Genomic DNA, 19,958 nt, shown 5'->3' with positions numbered 1-19,958 from the left:
CGACGTCAAGAAGTAAATACTTAACGGGTTGGCAACGGCGTGTTTCGTTCTCTAAGTGAAGGCAGGCGCAGCGGCAGACAGAGACCCGTCCAAAAGGGTCGAATCACCCATCTCGCTGAGCGCGAGAGCAAGCGCTCCGAGCACCTCCGCACGGCCCCCGAGCGCCCCTGGCAACACCGAGAGCTGACGTGCGGCACTGGGGATCGCGTAGCGGCCGACAGACTCCCTGATGGGCCCGAGAACGAGCTCGCCGGCCTCGGCGAGATCGCCACCGAGGACCACCCGACTCGGGTTCAGCAAATTGCAGAGATTCGCGACTCCACTGCCGATGTGACGGCCGACGTCGGCGATCACGCGACGGCAGCCCGGATCTCCGTCCCGCGCCAGCCTGACCACGCCCTCCATGGTCAGATCGGTCCCGTGACTGGACTGGAGGAGCGGCAGCACATAGCGCGCCGCCGCGAAGGTCTCCAGGCAGCCGCGGTTGCCGCAACGGCAGACGGGGCCGGATTCATCAAGTGTAATATGCCCGATTTCTCCCGCCGTGCCACCCGGACCGCGGTAGATCTTGCCTTCTATCACCAGACCCGCGCCGACACCGCTGGCGACCTTGATGTACGCGAGATCCCGGACCCCTCGCCCGCTGCCCCAGACCATCTCGCCGAGCGCGCCCAGATTGGCGTCGTTGTCCACGTACACGGGCACGCCGAGCCGCCCCCGCAGCTCCTCGGCGGGCCTGGCGCCGGTCCAGCCCGGCAGGATCGAGGTGGACCCCAGGGTCCCCGATTCCACGTCGATGGGGCCCGGTACACCGAGCCCCACGCCCGCGACCTTGGAACGGTCCACGCCGGTTGCCGCGATCAGACGGCTGACCAGCTCCTCGGCCCGGTCGAAGCCCTGCGCGGCGGAGGCGTCGACGTCCAGCGGCTCGGACTCCTCCGCCAGCACCTGATGGGCCAGATTCCCGACCGCGACGCGCAGATGGGTATGCCCGAAGTCGACACCGATGACGATGCCGGCGTCGCCACTCAAGGACACGCTGCGCGCCCTGCGGCCGCCGGCCGAAGTGGGCGTGACCTCGACCGTTCCCGCGTCCTTGAGTTCACGAACGATATTGGAAACGGTCGCGGCCGACAGGCCCGTCGTCCTCGCGATCTCCGCCTGCGTGAGCGAACCGGCGAGGCGCACCGCCCGCACGACGCGCTCCAGATTGGCTCGGTGCAGCGAAGACTGCGACCCCGGAGTCTCCATCGACTCATCCACTCCTGCCCTCAGCCGGGCGGCCCCGATGCCGCCCGTGTGATCCGGGTCACGTCAACGTGACCCGGTCACTTACAAGTTGTGAACTCCAAGCTCCGCTGAACGGGTTACCGGCGTCAAGTCCTTGACGAAAATCAGGTCCACCCAGTCATGTTCGAGTTCCGGCCGCATCCGGACACACGTACGCCACCCCCGGGGCCGGAGGTGGCGTAGGCGGAGAACGGGACGATTCGCTACTTGAGAGTCGCCGAGGTGAGGCCGGCCTGGACCTGACGCTGGAAGGACAGGTAGACGATCAGCATGGGGACCATGGCGATCGTCACGCCGGCGAACAGCACGGGCAGGTCGGTGGCGTACCCCTGCTGCTGCTGGAGCTGGATGAGGCCCTGGGTCAGGACGTAGCGCTCCGGGTCCGAACTGCTCTGCGGCTGCATCAGCACCGAGGGCAGGATGTACTGGTTCCACTGGCCGAGCACGTTGAAGATGCCGACGCTGAGCAGTCCGGGCTTGGCCATGGGCAGCATGACCTGGAAGAACGCCCGGGTGTGCGAGGCCCCGTCGAGCACCGCCGCCTCGAAGACCGCCGTGGGCAGCGTCCTGAAGAAGGCGTGCATGAAGAACACCGTGAACGGCAGCGAGTAGGCCACGTACACCAGGACCAGGCCTTGGTAGCTGTTCAGCATGTCGAGTCGCTTGACCATGAAGAACAGCGGCACCAGGGCCAGGAAGACGGGGAACATGGCCCCGCCGACGAAGAAGAAGTAGATGAGCCGGTTGCCCGGGAACTCGTAGCGGGCCAGGACGTAGGCCGCCATCGCGCCGAGCAGCATGGTCAGCGGGACCGAGAACACCAGGACGATCAGGGTGTTGGCGAAATAGTCGCCGATGCCCTTGTTCCAGGCCCGGCTGAAGACGTCGAACTGCCAGTTCGTGGGCCAGCCGAGGGCCGAACCGCCGATCTGCGCGTCGGTCTTGAAGGAGCTCAGGACCAGCCAGAGCAGCGGCAGGATGATCAGGATCGCCCACAGGGCCAGGAACCCGTGCGAGAAGACGTTGAGGGCCATGCCCTCGGTCCGCTTGTCACCCGGCCGTGGCGGTGCCTTCCTGGCGTTTCGTTGCGGGGGTACTCCGGCGCCGTCGACCTTCGCCGGCTCCGTGATGGGTGCGCTCATAGTCGTGTCTCCCGCTCAGAACTCGATGCGCTCGCGGCGGGTGGCGCGCAGCGTGACCACGGACAGGATCAGGGTGAGAAGGAGCATGACGACGCCCATGGCGCAGGCGTAGCCGCTCTTTCCGAAGTAGAGGAAGTTGCGCATCATGACGTTCGCCATGACCTCGCTGTGGTGGTCGGGCCCGCCTCCGTAGCCGGTGCCCTGGGTCATCGTCGAGACGAGGACGAACATGTCCATCGCGATGATGCCCAGATAGACCCAGGCGGTCTGCACCGTGTCCCAGAGCAGGGGCAGGGTGACCCGGAAGAAGGTGTGGGTGCGGCTCGCGCCGTCCAGCAGCGCGGCCTCGTAGATGTCCTTCGGGATGGACTGCATGGCCGCGGAGAACAGCACCAGATAGAAGCCGACGCCGTGCCAGACGACGACCGCCATCAGGCACCAGAGCACCAGGTTGGGCTCGTTCATCCACTCGACGGGACTGTTCGCGTCGACCAGGCCGAGCTTGATGAGCAGCCCGTTGAGCAGACCGCCGCTGTCACTGCGGTAGAAGGCCCCGAAGAGCACCGCGACGATCGCGAGCGACAGCACCTGCGGGAAGAAGTACACGATCTTGTAGAAGCGCGAGCCGGTGACGCCCTGTACGCCACCGGCGCCGCCCCGCCCGCCCGCGTTCACCATGAAGGCGAAGAAGAGGGCGAGCAGGATGGTGATCACCGGGATGAACACCAGGAACAGGATGTTGTGCCAGATCGCCTGAAGGAATACGTCGTCCTGGAACAACGCCTTGTAATTGTCCAGGCCGACGAAACCGAACGTCTGCGACTGGCCCTTCCAGTCGGTGAAGGAGTAACCGATGGTCTGTAGGTAAGGCCAGATCACGAAGATCAGATACAGCGCCAAAGGTGCGAGGAGAAACCCCGCGACGAACCGGTACTGCCCTTTTCGCATGGCATCCTGCCCTGGTGTTCCGGATGTGCGCGGCCCGGGTGTTCCGGGCGCGTGACCCCGATGTTCCGGGTTTTACGTGATCAGTCGCGGTGGTTCTTCTTGGACTCCGGGTCCTTTGCCGCCTTGTCGACCGCCGCCTGGGCCCGCTTCAGCCATTCCTTCGGCTGGATGCGCTTGGCCATCAGCTCGTTGGACGCGTTCTGGATGGCGACGTCCATCTCGCTGTACCAGTTGATGTACAGGTAGTTGAAGGTGTTGTCACCCGCCGCCTTGGACGCTTCGACGGTGGACTGCGTACCGGGACGCAGCTCCACGCCGTCGGACACGCCGTCCTTGAGGATGGTGAGCGAGTTGGCCTTCTGGGCGAAGAGCGTCGACCACTCCTTGGAGAGCATGGAGCGCATGAACTCCTGTGCCTCGGGCAGATTGGCGGCCTTCGCCGGGATGATGAACGGCTCGCCAGAGCCGGCCCGGATCGCCTCGAACGGCAGCTTGCTGTCCGGCAGGGCAGGCATCGGCATGAACTTCATGTCGAAGTCCGGCGGCGTCTGCTTGAGCTGCTCGTTCTCCAGCCAGGAGCCGCAGGTGATGAACGCGGCCTTGTACTGGTTCCACCGGGTCTGCGACTCGGTGTGGGTCAGGCCGTTGGTGCCGGCCATCAAGTAGCCCTTTTCCACGATCTCGTAGATCGCCTCGACGGCCGCCAGCGCGGCGTCGGACCCGACGAACGCCTTGGGGTCGAGGTTGTCGATCGCCTTCATGGCGTCCAGACCGCCCTTCTTGGCGATCAGGTCCATGATGGCGATGTTGATGTAGTACGGGTACTTGCCCTGGTGCGCGAGGCCGCCGATGCCCTGCGACTTGGCGTCCTTGCAGATGGCGAGGAAGTCGTCCCAGGTCTTGGGCACCTCCCAGCCCTTCTCCTTGAAGAGCTTGCCGGAGTACCACAACCCCCACACCGTGTAGATGTAGTTGAGGGACACGACCTTGCCGCCCTGCAGGCCCGGGTCGAGCGTGCCGGGGATCAGGGTGTCGCGGACCTTCTTGGTCGGGTCGTCGATGGACGGGGCGTCGAGGACCGCCGCCAGGTCGAGGAGTTGGCCGCTCTTGTAGAGCACGTCCAGCTTGATCTGCTGGGCGCCCGAGTCGTCGACGATGTCCGGCGGGTTGCCGCCGTTGAAGCGCGGCTGGAGCTTGCCGGTGATCTCCTGGGTACCGGTGTGGGCGCTCTTGCTGCCCCACTTCTTGTCGAAGGCCGCTTCCCACGCCTTGGCGTACTCGTCGCCGTAGCCGCCCTTGAAGACGACGACGTCGAGCTTGCCGCCGCCCTTCTTCACGCCGAAGGGGTTGTCCTTGCTGGTCTTGCCGGTGCCCTTGTCGCCCGACTTGTCCTCGTCGCCCCCGCCGCTCGCACACGCGGACAGGAAGCTCATCGTCGGGACGGTGATCAGACCGAGTGCGGCCGACCTCTTGATGAGGTCACGGCGGCCGACACCCTCGGGGCTGTTGTTCTCGGCGGAAGTGGATCCCATGCTCAAGTCCTCGCCTTCTCCAGGACTCAGGCGGTGAACCGGATCCTCCCCGGCACCGCGGTTAGGTCAAGCTGGGGTCGTGCATGGGGGATTCACCGGGACGAACCGGCATCACGTGTATGGACCACGCTCCGCCGTCCCGCGAAATTCCCCCCTGGGTCCTGCCTGTCCAGAGCCAGTCGATCGACTGGCCGGACGCGACAGGTATAGTCCACTTCCCGCCAACGGAGCAAGATCGAATGCAGGTTTGGCCGTCGGTCTTTTCCGAGTTGAGACCTCCCGGAAATATGGGGCACCCCAGGACCACCCCGGCGAAGATCCACAGGACGCCGGCCTCCCGCATTGAACGCAATGCACGGTTCGTCACAACACATTCACCCCGGATGCCGCACCCAACACCCTTGACATCACTGTCAACTTGACGCCCAAATGGTCCTTGCGCATCGAATTTGACAACGTTGTCCACGTGCAGGGAGGGTGCTCGCGCATGCAGCACAGCGCTCGGTACAGACAGAGTTCCACGCGGCGGACCGGATGGCGTTCCCCGGCGGCGCTGGGGGTGGCGGCCCTCGCCCTGTTAGCGGCCTCCCAGGGCGTCGCGGTCGCCCTGCCCGCCCAAGCGGCCAAGCCCGACCGGGAGTTCAGCTCGTCGTTCGAATCGGGTGATCGGGCCCCGGACTGGCTCAACACGGTGGACACCGCTCCCGACGGGACGAAGCGGTCCTCCGGGGTCGACGGCGGCTACAGCACTGGCATCCCCGGCAACGTGACCGACCATGTCACCGACGTGCGGGCCAGCGGCGAGAACACCGGCGCGGGCGAGGTCAAGGAGAACCTCGCCGACGGTGAACCGAGCAGCAAGTGGCTGACCTTCGAGCCCACCGGCTGGGCGGAGTTCGACCTGGACGCGCCGGTCAAGGCGGTCACGTACGCGCTCACATCCGCAAACGACCACGACGAACGCGACCCGCGGGACTGGACCCTCCAGGGCTCCGCCGACGGCAAGGACTGGAAGACCCTCGACACCCGCTCCGGCGAATCCTTCGGCGAGCGGTTCCAGACGAAGTCGTACGACATCGAGAGCCCGGTCGAGTACCGGCACTTCCGGCTCGACGTCACGAAGAACAACGGCGGCGACATCCTCCAGATCGCCGACGTCCAGTTCTCGACGGGCCGGAGCGACGACCCGACGCCCAAGGACATGCTCTCGCTCGTGGACCGGGGGCCGAGCGGCTCGCCGACCGCGAAGGCGGGCGCCGGCTTCACGGGCAAGCGGGCCCTGCGCTACGCCGGCACCCACAAGGGCGACGGCCGGGCCTACTCGTACAACAAGGTGTTCGACGTGAACGTCGCCGTCGGGCGTTACACCGAGCTGTCGTACCGGATCTTCCCCTCGATGGCGGACGGCGACCGGGACTACGACGCCACGAACGCGGCCGTGGACCTGGTCTTCACCGACGGCACCTCGCTGAGCGGTCTCGACGCCGTGGACCAGCACGGATTCACGCTGACGCCGCAGGGCCAGGGTGCCGCCAAGGTGCTCTACGTCAACCAGTGGAACAACGTGACCTCGCGGATCGGTTCCGTCGCGGCCGGGAAGACCGTCGACCGGATCGTCCTCGCGTACGACTCCCCCAAGGGTCCCGCGAAGTTCCGCGGCTGGCTGGACGACGTCGCGCTGAGGACGGCCCCTCCGGGGAAACCCGCGGCCCATCTGGCCGACTACGCGCTCACGACCCGCGGCACCAACTCCAGCGGCGGATTCTCGCGCGGGAACAACTTCCCGGCGACCGCCGTACCGCACGGCTTCAACTTCTGGACGCCGGTGACCAACGCGGGCTCCTTGAGCTGGCTGTACGACTACGCCCGCGCCAACAACGCGGACAATCTGCCCACTGTCCAGGCGTTCAGCGCGAGCCACGAGCCGAGCCCCTGGATGGGCGACCGGCAGACCTTCCAGGTGATGCCGTCGGCCGCCTCCGGCACCCCGGACACCGGCCGCACCGCCCGTGAACTGGCCTTCCGGCACGAGAACGAGACCGCGCGGCCGTACTACTACGGTGTGACCTTCGAGAACGGTCTCAAGGCGGAGCTCGCCCCGACCGATCACGCCGCCGCCCTGCGCTTCACCTATCCGGGCGACGACGCGAGCGTGATCTTCGACAACGTCACCGAGCAGGCGGGCCTGACGCTGGACACGTCGGCGGGCGTGGTCACCGGATACTCGGACGTGAAGTCCGGGCTGTCGACCGGTGCCACCCGGCTCTTCGTGTACGGGGTCTTCGACGCGCCCGTGACCGAGGGCTCCTCCAGCGGCGTCAAGGGCTATCTGAAGTTCAAGCCCGGCTCCGACCACACCGTCACCCTGCGGCTCGCCACCTCGCTCATCAGCCTCGACCAGGCCAAGGACAACCTGAGCCAGGAGATCCCGGACGGCACGTCGTTCGACGCGGTCAAGAAGGGGGCCCGCAAGCAGTGGGACCGGCTCCTGGGCAAGATCGAGGTGCAGGGCGCCACACCGGACCAGCTGACCACGCTGTACTCCAGCATGTACCGGCTCTACCTGTACCCGAACTCCGGCTTCGAGAAGGTGGGTACCAAGTACCAGTACGCCTCGCCGTTCTCCCCGATGCCGGGCCCGGACACCCCGACCCACACCGGGGCGAAGATCGTCGACGGCAAGGTGTACGTCAACAACGGCTTCTGGGACACCTACCGGACGACCTGGCCCGCCTACTCGTTCCTGACGCCCGGTCAGGCCGGTGAGATGGTCGACGGGTTCGTGCAGCAGTACAAGGACGGCGGCTGGACCTCGCGCTGGTCCTCGCCCGGCTACGCGGACCTGATGACCGGCACCTCGTCCGACGTGGCGTTCGCGGACGCGTACGTCAAGGGCGTCGGCTTCGACGCCAAGTCCGCGTACGAGGCGGCCCTGAAGAACGCGACGGTCGTCCCGCCGACGTCCGGAGTGGGCCGCAAGGGCATGGCCACCTCACCCTTCCTCGGCTACACGAGCACCTCCACGGGCGAGGGCCTGTCGTGGGCCATGGAGGGCTACGTCAACGACTACGGCATCGCCGAGATGGGCAAGGCGCTCTACAGGAAGACCGGCGAGAAGCGCTACAAGGAGGAGTCCGACTACTTCCTCAACCGCTCCCGGGACTACGTGAACCTCTTCGACTCCAAGGCCGGCTTCTTCCAGGGCCGGGGCGCCAAGGGCGACTGGCGGGTCGACTCCGCGAAGTACGACCCGCGCGTGTGGGGTTACGACTACACGGAGACCGACGGCTGGGGATACGCGTTCACCGCGCCGCAGGACTCGCGCGGTCTCGCCAACCTGTACGGCGGCCGCGGCGCGCTCGGGGACAAGCTCGACACGTACTTCTCCACCCCCGAGACCGCGTCCCCGGACATCGTGGGCTCCTACGGCGGTGTCATCCATGAGATGACCGAGGCCCGGGACGTGCGCATGGGCCAGTACGGGCACTCCAACCAGGTGGCCCACCACGTGAACTACATGTACGACGCGGCCGGGCAGCCCTGGAAGGCCCAGAAGAACATCCGCGAGGTCCTCTCGCGTCTCTACACCGGAAGCGAGATCGGACAGGGCTACCACGGCGACGAGGACAACGGCGAGCAGTCGGCCTGGTTCCTCTTCTCCTCGCTCGGCTTCTACCCGCTGGTGATGGGCAGCGGCGAGTACGCCATCGGCTCCCCGCTGTTCACCAAGGTGACGGTCCACCTGGAGAACGGCCACGACCTGGTGATCAAGGCCCCGCGCAACAGCACGAAGAACGTGTACGTGCAGGGTGTCCGGTTCAACGGCAAGCGCTGGAACTCGACTTCGCTCCCCCACTCACTGATCAGCCGGGGCGGAGTGCTGGAGTTCGACATGGGCGCCGAACCGTCCTCGTGGGGCACCGGCAAGGACGCGGCGCCGGTGTCGGTCACCGAGGACGACAAGGTGCCGTCGCCGCGCGCGGACACGCTCAAGGGGGACGGCGCCCTGTTCGACAACACCTCGGCTACGGACGCCGCCGTCACCTCGGTGGACCTGCCGGCCGGCTCCGGCACCGAGGGAGTCCAGTACACGCTGACCTCCGCGGACCACACGAAGGCGCCGAGCGGGTGGACGCTCCAGGGTTCCTCGGACGGGACGGCATGGACGGACCTCGACAAGCGCTCCGGTGAGTCCTTCCCCTGGGACAGACAGACCCGGGCGTTCACGGTCGCGTCCCCGGGCTCGTACGCCCACTACCGTCTCGTCCTCGACGGCGAGTCGACCCTCGCGGAGGTGGAACTGCTGGCCTGAGCCACACCCGACGGAAAGGGGGCGGGCCCGGAGGAGACTCCGGGCCCGCCCCGCGTTCGTGTACGGGTCAGCTCACTGGGTCACCGGCTCACCGGCTCACCGGCTCACCGCGAGGGTGAAGACGTGCAGGTCCGCGTTGTCCGGGAGTTTGACGCTCTTGATCGTCTTCCCCTCCGGTGCCGTGAACGGCTTGGTGGCGAAGACGTAGGTGGCCACCGGGTCCTTGCCGGCTCCGGCGACGTTGCGGTAGGCGGTCCTCGCGACGGTCTCGTTGCCGTACTGGACGGTTCCGCCCCCGCCGCCGACGGTCCAGTCGGTGAAGGACAGGTCGACGGAGTCGGTGCCGCCGTCGGTGTAGGTGACGGTCGCCGTGGTCCGCTGGTTGCCGTTCACGGCGCTGCCGACGAAAGACAACTTGCTTGCAGGGTCGCTCAGTTCGATGGTCTGCGAGGTGGCCGAGGCGTTGTCGGGACGGCCGGACGGGGACTTCGGCCAGGTGAAGGCGAGACCGTCCACCGTCCCCTGGCCGCCCGGGGTCAGGCCCGCGTCGGCGAGGGCCTGCCGGGAGTAGCTCCAGCCGCCGCCGTCGTAGTCGGCCTCGGCGTGATCACCGGTGTCGTCCGAGACACCGGTGTTGTCGTAGGCGGCGAGGAGGGATCCCGGGGCCGCGACGGTGAGCGCCACCGGCTGCGCGTACGACGTCTCGGCGGAGGTCACGGTCACCTTGACGTCGTAGAACCCCTGCTCGGCGTCGTCGGCGGCGCTGAGGGCGATCCGCTGGGCGCCGTCGCTCACCGTGCCCTCGGCCGGGGTCGCCGTCACTCCCGCGGGCACGTCCACGTGGAAGCGGACCTCGGGCCCGGCGCCGCCGCCGAGGGCCAGGGCGCGGATGTCGAGCGCGGTGCTGCCGCCGGGCGCGAGCGTCGCCGCGGTCGGCCCGACACCGATCTGGTACGGCTGCTCGCCCGTGCGGAAGGAGGGCGGCGCGGCCGCCTCGGCGCTTCCCCAGCCCTTGTCGGGGGTCGCGGACAGCGTGTAGTCGAGCGTGCCGCCCTCGCGGACGAAGGAGGCCGGCAGCCAGGGGCGGTCGCTGCTGCGGCCGTCCACGCGCAGCGACCGGACGTAGGGGGCGTCCGCGGCCGCGCCCCGGGCCCGGATCTCGATGTCGGCGCCGCCCGGACGCTCGATCTCGATCCTCGGGAACAGCGGTGAGGCCAGGGTGAGTTCGGCGCGGGAGGGCACCTGGGGGTACATGCCGAGCGCGGAGAAGACGTACCAGGACGACATCTCACCGAGGTCGTCGTTGCCGGGAATGCCGCCGGGTTGTGTCGACCACAGCTTGCTCATCGCCGCGCGGACGGTCTCCTGCGTCTTGTAGGGCGCGCCCGCGTAGTCGTACAGGTAGGGCACGTTGACCGACGGCTCGTTGTCCAGCTCCGACTTCGCACCGCCGCTGCCGCTGAACGCCCAGCTCCCGTCCGCGTTGTGGAAGAACGTGTCGAGACGGTCGAGGGCCTCGGCGCGCCCGCCCATGGCGGCGAAGAGGCCCGCCGGGTCGTGCTGCACCATCCAGGTGTACTGGGCCGCGGTCCCCTCCACGAAACCGTTGCCGGTCGCCGGGGTGAAGCCGGTGGCCCAACTCCCGTCGGCCTTGCGGTTGGCGATGTAGCCGCCGCCGGGGTCGGCCGCGATGTTGAAGTTGTTCTGCCACCACTGGGAGCGCTCGGCGAAGTCGGCCGCGGTCTTCTTCTCCCCCGCCGCCCTGGCCAGTTGGGAGATCGCGAAGTCCGCGCCGGACATCTCCAGGGTCTCGGCGGCGCCGCCCCAGGCGTTGGACACGGACGGCATGTAGTGGTGTTCGAGGTACTTGTCGAGCGAGGGGCGCTGGCCGGCCGAGAGCACGGGCTTGCCCGCCGGTGAGAGGTCCCCCTCGGTGGGTACGGTCGCCGCCTTCACCAGCGAGGCGAGCGCGCCGCGCAGGTCGAAGTCCGTGCCGCCGAAGGCGCGGATGCCCGCGAGGGCGGGCGCCGACGGATCGCCGTTCATGACGTGCGTGCCGCTCGCGCCGTGCAGCCAGCGGTCCCAGACTCCCCCGTTCTGCCGGGCGAGTTCGAGGAGCGACTGCGCGATGTCGGAGCCGGTGTCCGGGTCGAGCAGGGTCAGGAGCTGGACCTGGGAGCGGTAGACGTCCCAGCCGGAGAAGGTGCCGTACTGCGCCTCGTGGCCCCGGCCCACGGTGTGCACCTTGCCGTCGGAGCCGCGGTATCTGCGGTCGGCGTCACTGATGACGTTCGGGTGCAGGAGGGAGTGGTAGAGCGCGGTGTAGAAGGTGGTGCGGTCGGTGTCGGTGCCGCCACCGACCGCGATCGCGCCGAGCCGTTCGCGCCAGGCGCGGTGGGCGGCACGCTGGACGGAGGCGAAGGAGCGGGACGGCGGGTTCTCGTCGTCCAGGTTGGCGGCGGCGCCCTCCTGACTGACGTAGGAGATACCGACCTTGACGTTCACCGGGTCGGTGCCGGGCTCGAACTCCACATAGCCGCCCGCCCCCTTGCCCGCGAGGGGCCGGCCGCCCTGTGCGAAGCCTCCGGTGCCGCCGCTCGCCTCGGTGGCCCCCGGACTCAGCCGGTCGTCCTGCCAGGTGCCGGTGGTCTTGAAGGCGCGGTCGAAGCGGGCGGTGAAGTACAGGGTGTAGTAGGAGCGTTGGCCCTCGGGATCGAGATAGCCGCAGAAGTTGCCGGAGGTGACGGAGCCCGAGACGGTCCTGGTCGCCGGGTCGATGCGCACGGTCGAATCCGTCGACCCGACCTCGGAGTTGGCGGTGCGGATCAGCATCGAGGCGGGCTTGTCGGCGGGGAAGGTGAAGCGGCCCGAGCCGGTGCGCGCGGTCGCCGCGAGGTCGGCGGTCACGCCGGAGGCGAGCCCCACCTTGTAGTGACCGGGCTCGGCCAGTTCGTCGGAGTGCGCGAACCCCGCGGCGTAGACGGCGTCCTTCGTGTCGGCCGCCGGGGACGAGGTGACCTCACCGGCGTACGGGAAGAACGGGATGTCCCCGCTGCCGCCCGCGCATCCCGTTCCGGACATGTGCGTGAGGCTGAAGCCCCGGACGCGCGTGGCGTCGTACTGGTAGCCGCCGGGCGCGGCGGTGCGGGTGGCGTCCCCGCGGGTGTTCTCCGGGCTCCAGGAGAGCATGCCGAAGGGCGTGACGGCACCGGGGAAGACGTTGCCGCCGTTCCTGGTGCCGATGAGCGGGTCGACGTACGCGGTGGGGTCCTGGACGAGTGCCGGCGGCCCCGACGGGGGCGCGGCGAGGGCCGGGGTGGCGCCGGCCACCGTCAGGGCGACGGCCAGCAGTAACGATGACGGACGGAATCGCATGACGCGGCCCCTCCTCCTTCGGACGGGTCGCGCACCACAGGTCGCACAAGCCGCAGGGACAGTAACGTGCGCCACGGGTACCACGGAAGACCGCCTGCGCCGCCGGAGACGCGCCCGGCACCTCCTCCGATGGCGTCACGGACAGCGCGCCGGACGGGTCGCGCCTTCCGGGCCACCGGTGACCCCCCGGGCCGGTGAGCGGTACTCCGCCTCCCGCCCGTGCGGGGCGGAGTCGAGAAGCGCAGGGTGCGGCGTGTGGCGCGCCGCCTCCCGGCCGCCGACGCGTCCGGCGCCCGCCCCCGAGGGGCGCGAACGCGCCGAGGTGGGCCGTCAACGTGCTTGACATCGTTGTCCGTTGAGGCGATAGAGTCGTGAGCAGACCGTTCGACAACGTTGTCGTGCACTCCGGTCGCCACAAGCCGCACCATCCCGGGCAGGGCCTCCCCCGCCGCGTCCGGGCTCGCGGACCGGGTGGGTCCGAACCCACCCACCCGGTCCGCCCCGAGCGTTGCCTGTTCAGCCGACCCGGCAGGGAAGCGCCGTTGCCGGATCACCACCCGAGCCCTGGACGACATAGCCGAACGTGGTGCTGCCGCCCGGACTGAGCGAACCGTTCCAGTCGGCGTTGTGCACCATCACGTCCTGACCGCTGTAGGTCGCGTTGCCGTTCCACAGACTGGCGACCGACTGCCCGCCCGGCAGCGTCCAGTCGACCATCCAGCCGAGCATCGGGACCGTGCCGGTGTTGGTGACCGTCACCTCGGCCTGGTAACCGCCGGGCCAGCTGCCGGTGGTGCGCCGGGTCGCCGAGCAGGCGCCGGGCGGGGGTTCGGTCGGGTTGCCCGGATCGTGGATGCCGGTGACCTCGCCGTTGCCGCCGTCGAAGACGACGTCGGAGCAGGAGTAGAACGTCTCCGCGCTGTCCGAGCGCTGCCAGACCATGTAGACGATGTGGCGGCCGGTCTTGCCCGCCGGCAGCTTGCCGCTCCAGGAGTAGTTGGCCTCGACCGTGCCCGGGGTTCCGTTGAGCGGCGGGTGGTCGACGGTCAGGAACGGCTGGTCCTCCATGGCGTCCCAGGTGAGGGTCCTGGTCGGGTCGAAGCCGTCCTTGGTGATGTAGACGTAGAACCAGCCTGGGTGAGCGGCCCAGGCGTTGTACGCGAAGTCGACGGTCGCGCCCGCGGTCAGGTGGGTCAACGGCCAGTCGGAGCGCGGCAGATCGAAGCCCGAGAAGTTGGGGTTGCCGCCGCTGCACAGCGAGCCGTCGGGGACGAAGCCGCGGGTGCGTCCCGCCCCGTCCGAGCGCAGCACCGAGAACCAGTTGTAGAACGGCGTGGTCCCGCTGACCTGTTGCGCCGCCTTGCAGGCCGGGTTCACGGGCTTGATCTCACCGGTGTCGGTCAGCCCGTCCTGCCAGCACAGGAAGGTGCGGCTGCCGGGCTTCATGGGGGTGCCGTGCGCCTCCGCCCGGCCGCCGGCCATGACGATCAGGGCGAGGGCCGGGAACACGGCCAGCAGGGCGAGGAGGACCAGGAAGGGGGACGGGCGGCGGCCGGGGAGCAGTGACCGGGAGAGCGGCCGTCGCGTTCCGGCAGAGCGGGGGCCGGGCGAACGCGGGCCGGCAGAACGCGGGCCGGGCGAACGCGGCCTCGCCAGGCGCGAGCTTGTTAAGTGCATGACAATTCATCCCTTCGCGAGTCGTGCGGGACCGGAGCGAGGTGGGAGCGGCCCGGGGGCGGGTTCCGGTCCGCCCCATGGGAGCGCTCCCACCTCACTCGGAAAGTAGCGCGCACAGGGACCCCTGTAAACGCCTGGCGCATCGCGCGCACCCGCCGGGGGCGGCGTCCCGTTTCCGCGGTCGGGCCCACGGGACGCGGACGGCACCGGCCCGTCGTGGACCACCGGAACTCGGCGACCGGGACGGAACGGTCACGGACGTGGGTCACGGACGTGGCCGGCAAGGCCCCCAGACGCAGCGCACTTGGGGCGATCGCGGCCCGGCACCCGGACGCGATCCACTATTCCGTCCGAGCACCACCCCTGTCCTGGACGGGAGTTCGGGGCGACGGCGAAGGGCCGCACCCCCGTCAACCGGGGATGCGGCCCTCGACTCCTGCGGAGCTGCCCTACAACTGCGTCACCCGACCGCTCAGTTGCGGATCAGGTTGCGCAGCACGTACTGCATGATGCCGCCGTTGCGGTAGTAGTCCGCCTCGCCGGGAGTGTCGATACGGACGACCGCGTCGAACTCGACGCCGGTGTCGGTGGTGACCTTCACCGTGCGCGGGGTGGTGCCGTTGTTGAGCTCCTCGACACCGGTGAAGGAGAAGGTCTCCTCGCCGGTCAGACCGAGGGACTCGGCCGTCGCGCCCTCCGGGAACTGGAGCGGCAGGACGCCCATGCCGATGAGGTTCGAGCGGTGGATGCGCTCGTACGACTCGGCGATGACGGCCTTGACGCCGAGGAGCGCGGTGCCCTTGGCGGCCCAGTCGCGGGACGAGCCGGAGCCGTACTCCTTGCCCGCCAGGATGACCAGCGGGATGCCCTGGTCGATGTAGTTGCGCGAGGCGTCGTAGATGAAGGAGACGGGGGCGCCGTCCTGCGTGAAGTCGCGGGTGTAGCCGCCCTCGGTGCCCGGCGCGATCTGGTTGCGCAGGCGGATGTTGGCGAACGTACCGCGGATCATGACCTCGTGGTTGCCGCGGCGCGAGCCGTAGCTGTTGAAGTCACGACGCTCGACACCGTGCTCCGTGAGGTACTTGCCTCCGGGGGTGTCGGCCTTGATCGCACCGGCCGGGGAGATGTGGTCGGTGGTGACCGAGTCGCCGAGCTTGGCGAGGACGCGCGCGCCGGCGATGTCCGAGACCGGGGTGGTCTCCATCGTCATGCCCTCGAAGTAAGGGGGCTTGCGGACGTACGTCGACTGCGGGTCCCACTCGAAGGTGTTGCCCTCGGGGATCGGCAGCGCCTGCCACTGGGCGTCGCCCGCGAAGACGTCCTGGTAGGACTTGTTGAACATGTCCTCGCCGATGGCGTTCGCCACGACGTCGTTGACCTCGGCCTCGGAGGGCCAGATGTCGGCCAGGTAGACCGGCTTGCCCTCGGTGTCGGTGCCGAGCGCGTCGCGGGTGATGTCCACCTTCATGGAACCCGCGAGGGCGTAGGCGACGACCAGCGGCGGGGAGGCCAGGTAGTTCATCTTGACGTCGGGGTTGATACGGCCCTCGAAGTTCCGGTTGCCGGAGAGGACCGAGGTGACGGCGAGGTCGTGGTCGTTGACGGCCTTGGAGACCTCGTCCGGCAGCGGGCCGGAGTTGCCGATGCAGGTGGTGCAGCCGTAGCCGACCAGGTTGAAGCCGACCTTGTCGAGGTAGGGGGTGAGCCCCGCCTTGTCGAAGTAGTCGGTGACGACCTTGGAGCCCGGGGCGAGGGTGGTCTTGACCCACGGCTTGCGGGTCAGGCCCTTCTCCACGGCCTTCTTCGCGACGAGCGCGGCGGCGACCATGACGTACGGGTTCGAGGTGTTGGTGCAGGAGGTGATGGCCGCGACCGTCACCGCACCGTGGTCGATCTCGTAGGTCGAGCCGTCGGGGGCCGTGACCGTGACCGGGTTGGAGGGCACGCCGTTGCTGGCGGCCGGGGAGTCGGAGGCCGGGAAGGACTCCTTGCCCGCCTCGTCGTCGTCGGCGACGTAGTTGCGCACGTCGCTCTTGAACTGCTCGGCGGCGTTCGCGAGGACGATGCGGTCCTGCGGGCGCTTCGGGCCGGCGATCGAGGGGACGACCGTGGAGAGGTCGAGCTCCAGCTTCTCGGAGAAGTCGGGCTCGGCGGCCGGGTCGAGCCAGAGGCCCTGCTCCTTGGCGTACGCCTCGACGAGCGCGAGCTGCTGCTCGGAGCGGCCGGTGAGCTTGAGGTACTTGATGGTCTCGCCGTCGATCGGGAAGATCGCGGCGGTGGAGCCGAACTCCGGCGACATGTTGCCGATGGTGGCGCGGTTGGCCAGCGACGTGGCGGCCACACCCTCGCCGTAGAACTCGACGAACTTGCCGACGACACCGTGCTTGCGCAGCATCTCGGTGATGGTCAGCACGAGGTCGGTGGCGGTCGTGCCGGGGGTGAGCTCACCGGTCAGCTTGAAGCCGACGACACGCGGGATGAGCATGGAGACCGGCTGGCCGAGCATCGCGGCCTCGGCCTCGATGCCGCCGACGCCCCAGCCGAGGACGCCCAGGCCGTTGACCATCGTGGTGTGCGAGTCCGTACCGACCAGGGTGTCGGGGTAGGCCTGCCCGTTGCGGACCATGACGGTGCGCGCGAGGTGCTCGATGTTCACCTGGTGGACGATGCCGGTGCCCGGCGGGACGACCTTGAAGTCGTCGAACGCGGTCTGGCCCCAGCGCAGGAACTGGTAGCGCTCCTTGTTGCGGCCGTACTCCAGCTCGACGTTCTGGCCGAAGGCTTCCTTCGTGCCGAACTTGTCGGCGATGACGGAGTGGTCGATGACCAGCTCGGCCGGGGAGAGCGGGTTGACCTTCGCCGGGTCACCGCCGAGCTCCTTGACGGCCTCACGCATGGTGGCGAGGTCGACGACACAGGGCACGCCGGTGAAGTCCTGCATGATCACGCGGGCGGGCGTGAACTGGATCTCCTGGCTGGGCTGAGCCTGCGAGTCCCAGTCACCGATGGACCGGATGTGGTCGGCGGTGATGTTCGCGCCGTCCTCCGTGCGGAGCAGGTTCTCCAGCAGCACCTTCAGGCTGTACGGAAGGCGAGCCGAGCCTTCCACCTTGTCCAGCCGGAAGATCTCGTACGACTCGTCGCCCACCTGCAGCGTGCTGCGGGCGTCGAAGCTGTTCGCCGACACGACAGTCTCCTTCATTGATGTGCGCGTTCCCACCGCATCCTGCCGCCACGACGTCATGGCCGATCCGCTAAGGTAAGGCTAAGTTAGGTAACCCTTACCGTTGGACCGTTGACGGCGTGCTGCTGCGGTACGCCTCGGCAGATATCTCGATGTCGAGATAACTCTAGTGCATGGGGGCGGACAGGTCATGTCCGCACGCCCGCATGTCCGGGCCGTTCCGCATGTCCCGCCACGGGAGGAATGCCCGCATCTTCCGGCATCACCCGGCATCGGCCGGGCGCGACATCCCGGGCCGGCGGCCCTCCCGGCCCGGCCTCACCCCTGGACGCCGCACACAACCAGCGCATGACGGCCAAGGGGGGCGGCCGGGGACTCGACGGAATGCGAGGACCCGGAGAAGGGCAACGCGGCCCCTCGGGAGGGAAGTTGACGCCCCGAAGCCGAGGGCAGGCACATCGGGGCCGTTTCGGGGTACCCGGTGTGCGCCGGGAACGTCCCGGCGCGACCGACACAGGGGGGCACCATGCCGCTCACCTTCCGCAAGAGCTTCCGCATCCTTCCCGGACTGCGGCTCAACATCAACCGCAAGTCGTGGTCCATCACCTCGGGCGGAAAGAACGGGCCGAGGCGCACACACAGCAGCACCGGACGCCGGACGACGTCGATGGACCTGCCGGGGCCGTTCGGATGGCGCAAGACCACACGCAAGTCAAAGTGACTCAAGAGCGACAAAAAACTCCAAGCCCGACGAACCATCACGGAAGCACTTCCGCACGACGTCCGACGGCGGCGACACGGGCTCGCGGGGCCGGCCGGCACCCCGCGGGCGCCGTCGCCGCGCCGGTGCGGGGCACCCGAACTGCCCCTCGAACACCGCCTGGTGACCCCCGCCACTCGGAAGGCTGCGCTCCACTTTTGTTTATCTCACATCCGATATACGGTCGCGCCATGGCAGACGACTACCTCGTACGTATCGGCAAGCTCATCCGTGACGCCCGGCAACACCGGGGCTGGACACAGTCGCAGCTCGCCGAGGCACTCGGCACGAGTCAGAGCGCCGTCAATCGCATCGAGCGCGGCAACCAGAACATCAGCCTTGAGATGATCGCCCGGATCGGCGAGGCCCTGGACAGTGAGATCGTCTCGCTCGGATATGCGGGTCCGATGCATCTGCGGGTCGTCGGCGGCCGCCGTCTGTCCGGCTCCATCGACGTCAAGACCAGCAAGAACGCCTGTGTCGCCCTGCTGTGCGCGACACTCCTGAACAAGGGGCGCACGGTGCTGCGCCGGGTGGCCCGGATCGAAGAGGTCTACCGCCTGCTGGAGGTCCTCAACTCGATCGGCGTCCGCACCCGGTGGATCAATGGCGGGGTCGATCTGGAGATCGTGCCGCCGAGCGAGCTCGACATGGAGTCGATCGACGCCGAGGCCGCCATTCGCACACGGTCCATCATCATGTTCCTCGGCCCGCTGCTGCACCGCCTGGAAGCCTTCAAACTGCCGTACGCGGGCGGTTGCGACCTCGGCACCCGCACCATCGAGCCGCACATGATCGCGCTGCGCCGGTTCGGTCTGGACATCGCCGCGACCGAGGGGCTCTACCACGCCCGCGTCGACCGGTCCGTGACGCCCGGCCGGCCGATCGTGCTGACCGAGCGCGGGGACACGGTCACCGAGAACGCGCTGCTCGCCGCCGCCCGCCACGACGGTGTCACGGTCATCCGCAACGCCTCCTCCAACTACATGGTCCAGGACCTGTGCTTCTTCCTGGAGGCGCTGGGCGTACGGGTGGAGGGCATCGGCACCACGACGCTCACCGTGCACGGCGTGCCGAACATCGACGTCGACGTGGACTACTCGCCCTCCGAGGACCCGGTCGAGGCGATGAGCCTGCTCGCCGCCGCCGTGGTCACCGAGTCCGAGCTGACGGTGTGCCGGGTGCCGATCGAGTTCCTGGAGATCGAGCTCGCGGTCCTGGAGGAGATGGGCCTCGACCACGACCGTACGCCCGAGTACTTCGCGGACAACGGCCGTACGCGGCTGATCGACCTGACCGTGCGGCCCTCCAAGCTGGAGGCGCCCATCGACAAGATCCACCCGATGCCGTTCCCGGGCCTGAACATCGACAACGTCCCGTTCTTCGCGGCCATCGCGGCCACCGCGCAGGGCCAGACGCTGATCCACGACTGGGTCTACGACAACCGGGCGATCTATCTGACCGACCTCAACCGCCTCGGCGGCCGGCTCCAGTTGCTCGACCCGCACCGGGTGCTCGTCGAGGGCCCGACCCGCTGGCGCGCCGCCGAGATGATGTGCCCGCCCGCGCTGCGGCCCGCCGTGGTCGTCCTGCTCGCGATGATGGCGGCCGACGGCACCTCGGTGCTGCGGAACGTGTACGTCATCAACCGCGGTTACGAGGACCTCGCCGAGCGTCTGAACTCGATCGGCGCGCAGATCGAGATCTTCCGGGACATCTGAGGGTCTTCGGAAACAAC

General features: G+C 68.5%; 10 protein-coding genes. 3 read left to right on the top strand and 7 right to left on the bottom strand.

Going from position 1 to position 19,958, the window contains the following annotated elements; translation table 11 throughout:
* Positions 1 to 51: 51 nt before the first annotated feature.
* The 4 genes from OG485_RS31875 to ngcE form a co-directional block, all read right to left on the bottom strand.
* Complete coding sequence (locus tag OG485_RS31875; RefSeq protein ID WP_328672033.1) at positions 52 to 1,251, bottom strand: ROK family transcriptional regulator; 1,200 nt, start codon at positions 1,249 to 1,251, stop codon at positions 52 to 54.
* 242 nt (positions 1,252 to 1,493) lie between these two features.
* Positions 1,494 to 2,432: a carbohydrate ABC transporter permease gene (locus tag OG485_RS31870; RefSeq protein ID WP_328672032.1), complete on the bottom strand. Its 939-nt coding sequence runs from the start codon at positions 2,430 to 2,432 to the stop codon at positions 1,494 to 1,496.
* A 15-nt stretch (positions 2,433 to 2,447) separates the two neighbouring features.
* Positions 2,448 to 3,380 carry a carbohydrate ABC transporter permease gene (locus OG485_RS31865; protein ID WP_328672031.1) on the bottom strand — a complete coding sequence of 311 codons (933 nt, stop codon included), beginning with the start codon at positions 3,378 to 3,380 and terminating at the stop codon, positions 2,448 to 2,450.
* A gap of 80 nt (positions 3,381 to 3,460) precedes the next feature.
* On the bottom strand, positions 3,461 to 4,912 hold the full coding sequence (gene ngcE, locus OG485_RS31860; RefSeq protein WP_328672030.1) for an N-acetylglucosamine/diacetylchitobiose ABC transporter substrate-binding protein: 1,452 nt from the start codon (positions 4,910 to 4,912) through the stop codon (positions 3,461 to 3,463).
* A 487-nt stretch (positions 4,913 to 5,399) separates the two neighbouring features.
* On the opposite strand from ngcE, the gene OG485_RS31855 reads away from it, so the two are divergent.
* Positions 5,400 to 9,224, top strand: coding sequence for a GH92 family glycosyl hydrolase (locus OG485_RS31855; protein ID WP_443048795.1), 3,825 nt, complete (start codon positions 5,400 to 5,402; stop codon positions 9,222 to 9,224).
* 96 nt (positions 9,225 to 9,320) lie between these two features.
* Here OG485_RS31855 and OG485_RS31850 read toward each other — a convergent pair whose 3' ends face one another.
* The 3 genes from OG485_RS31850 to acnA form a co-directional block, all read right to left on the bottom strand.
* Positions 9,321 to 12,599 carry a GH92 family glycosyl hydrolase gene (locus tag OG485_RS31850; protein WP_328672029.1) on the bottom strand — a complete coding sequence of 1,093 codons (3,279 nt, stop codon included), beginning with the start codon at positions 12,597 to 12,599 and terminating at the stop codon, positions 9,321 to 9,323.
* A 516-nt stretch (positions 12,600 to 13,115) separates the two neighbouring features.
* On the bottom strand, positions 13,116 to 14,276 hold the full coding sequence (locus tag OG485_RS31845) for a lytic polysaccharide monooxygenase auxiliary activity family 9 protein (RefSeq protein WP_328672028.1): 1,161 nt from the start codon (positions 14,274 to 14,276) through the stop codon (positions 13,116 to 13,118).
* Between the two features lie 472 nt (positions 14,277 to 14,748).
* A complete protein-coding gene (gene acnA, locus OG485_RS31840) occupies positions 14,749 to 17,463 on the bottom strand; it encodes an aconitate hydratase AcnA (protein WP_326784987.1) in 2,715 nt (904 codons plus the stop codon).
* 523 nt (positions 17,464 to 17,986) lie between these two features.
* Here acnA and OG485_RS31835 point away from each other — a divergent pair.
* On the top strand, positions 17,987 to 18,181 hold the full coding sequence (locus OG485_RS31835) for a DUF4236 domain-containing protein (RefSeq protein WP_328672027.1): 195 nt from the start codon (positions 17,987 to 17,989) through the stop codon (positions 18,179 to 18,181).
* A 230-nt stretch (positions 18,182 to 18,411) separates the two neighbouring features.
* Entirely contained in the window at positions 18,412 to 19,941 is a 1,530-nt protein-coding gene (locus tag OG485_RS31830) for a helix-turn-helix domain-containing protein (RefSeq protein ID WP_328447059.1), read from the top strand.
* The last annotated feature ends 17 nt before the right edge of the window (positions 19,942 to 19,958 follow it).

This window comes from Streptomyces sp. NBC_00328 (assembly GCF_036139655.1).
Classification (GTDB): domain Bacteria; phylum Actinomycetota; class Actinomycetes; order Streptomycetales; family Streptomycetaceae; genus Streptomyces.
The sequence above is the reverse complement of the archived record's forward strand: the minus strand, read 5'-3'. Positions and strand labels throughout refer to the sequence as shown.

Coding starts and splice junctions, on each gene's coding strand:
- OG485_RS31875 (WP_328672033.1), bottom strand. CDS start 1,251: ATGGAGACTCCGGGGTCGCAGTCTTCGCTGCACCGAGCCAATCTGGAG.
- OG485_RS31870 (WP_328672032.1), bottom strand. CDS start 2,432: ATGAGCGCACCCATCACGGAGCCGGCGAAGGTCGACGGCGCCGGAGTA.
- OG485_RS31865 (WP_328672031.1), bottom strand. CDS start 3,380: ATGCGAAAAGGGCAGTACCGGTTCGTCGCGGGGTTTCTCCTCGCACCT.
- ngcE (WP_328672030.1), bottom strand. CDS start 4,912: ATGGGATCCACTTCCGCCGAGAACAACAGCCCCGAGGGTGTCGGCCGC.
- OG485_RS31855 (WP_443048795.1), top strand. CDS start 5,400: ATGCAGCACAGCGCTCGGTACAGACAGAGTTCCACGCGGCGGACCGGA.
- OG485_RS31850 (WP_328672029.1), bottom strand. CDS start 12,599: ATGCGATTCCGTCCGTCATCGTTACTGCTGGCCGTCGCCCTGACGGTG.
- OG485_RS31845 (WP_328672028.1), bottom strand. CDS start 14,276: ATGCACTTAACAAGCTCGCGCCTGGCGAGGCCGCGTTCGCCCGGCCCG.
- OG485_RS31835 (WP_328672027.1), top strand. CDS start 17,987: ATGCCGCTCACCTTCCGCAAGAGCTTCCGCATCCTTCCCGGACTGCGG.
- OG485_RS31830 (WP_328447059.1), top strand. CDS start 18,412: ATGGCAGACGACTACCTCGTACGTATCGGCAAGCTCATCCGTGACGCC.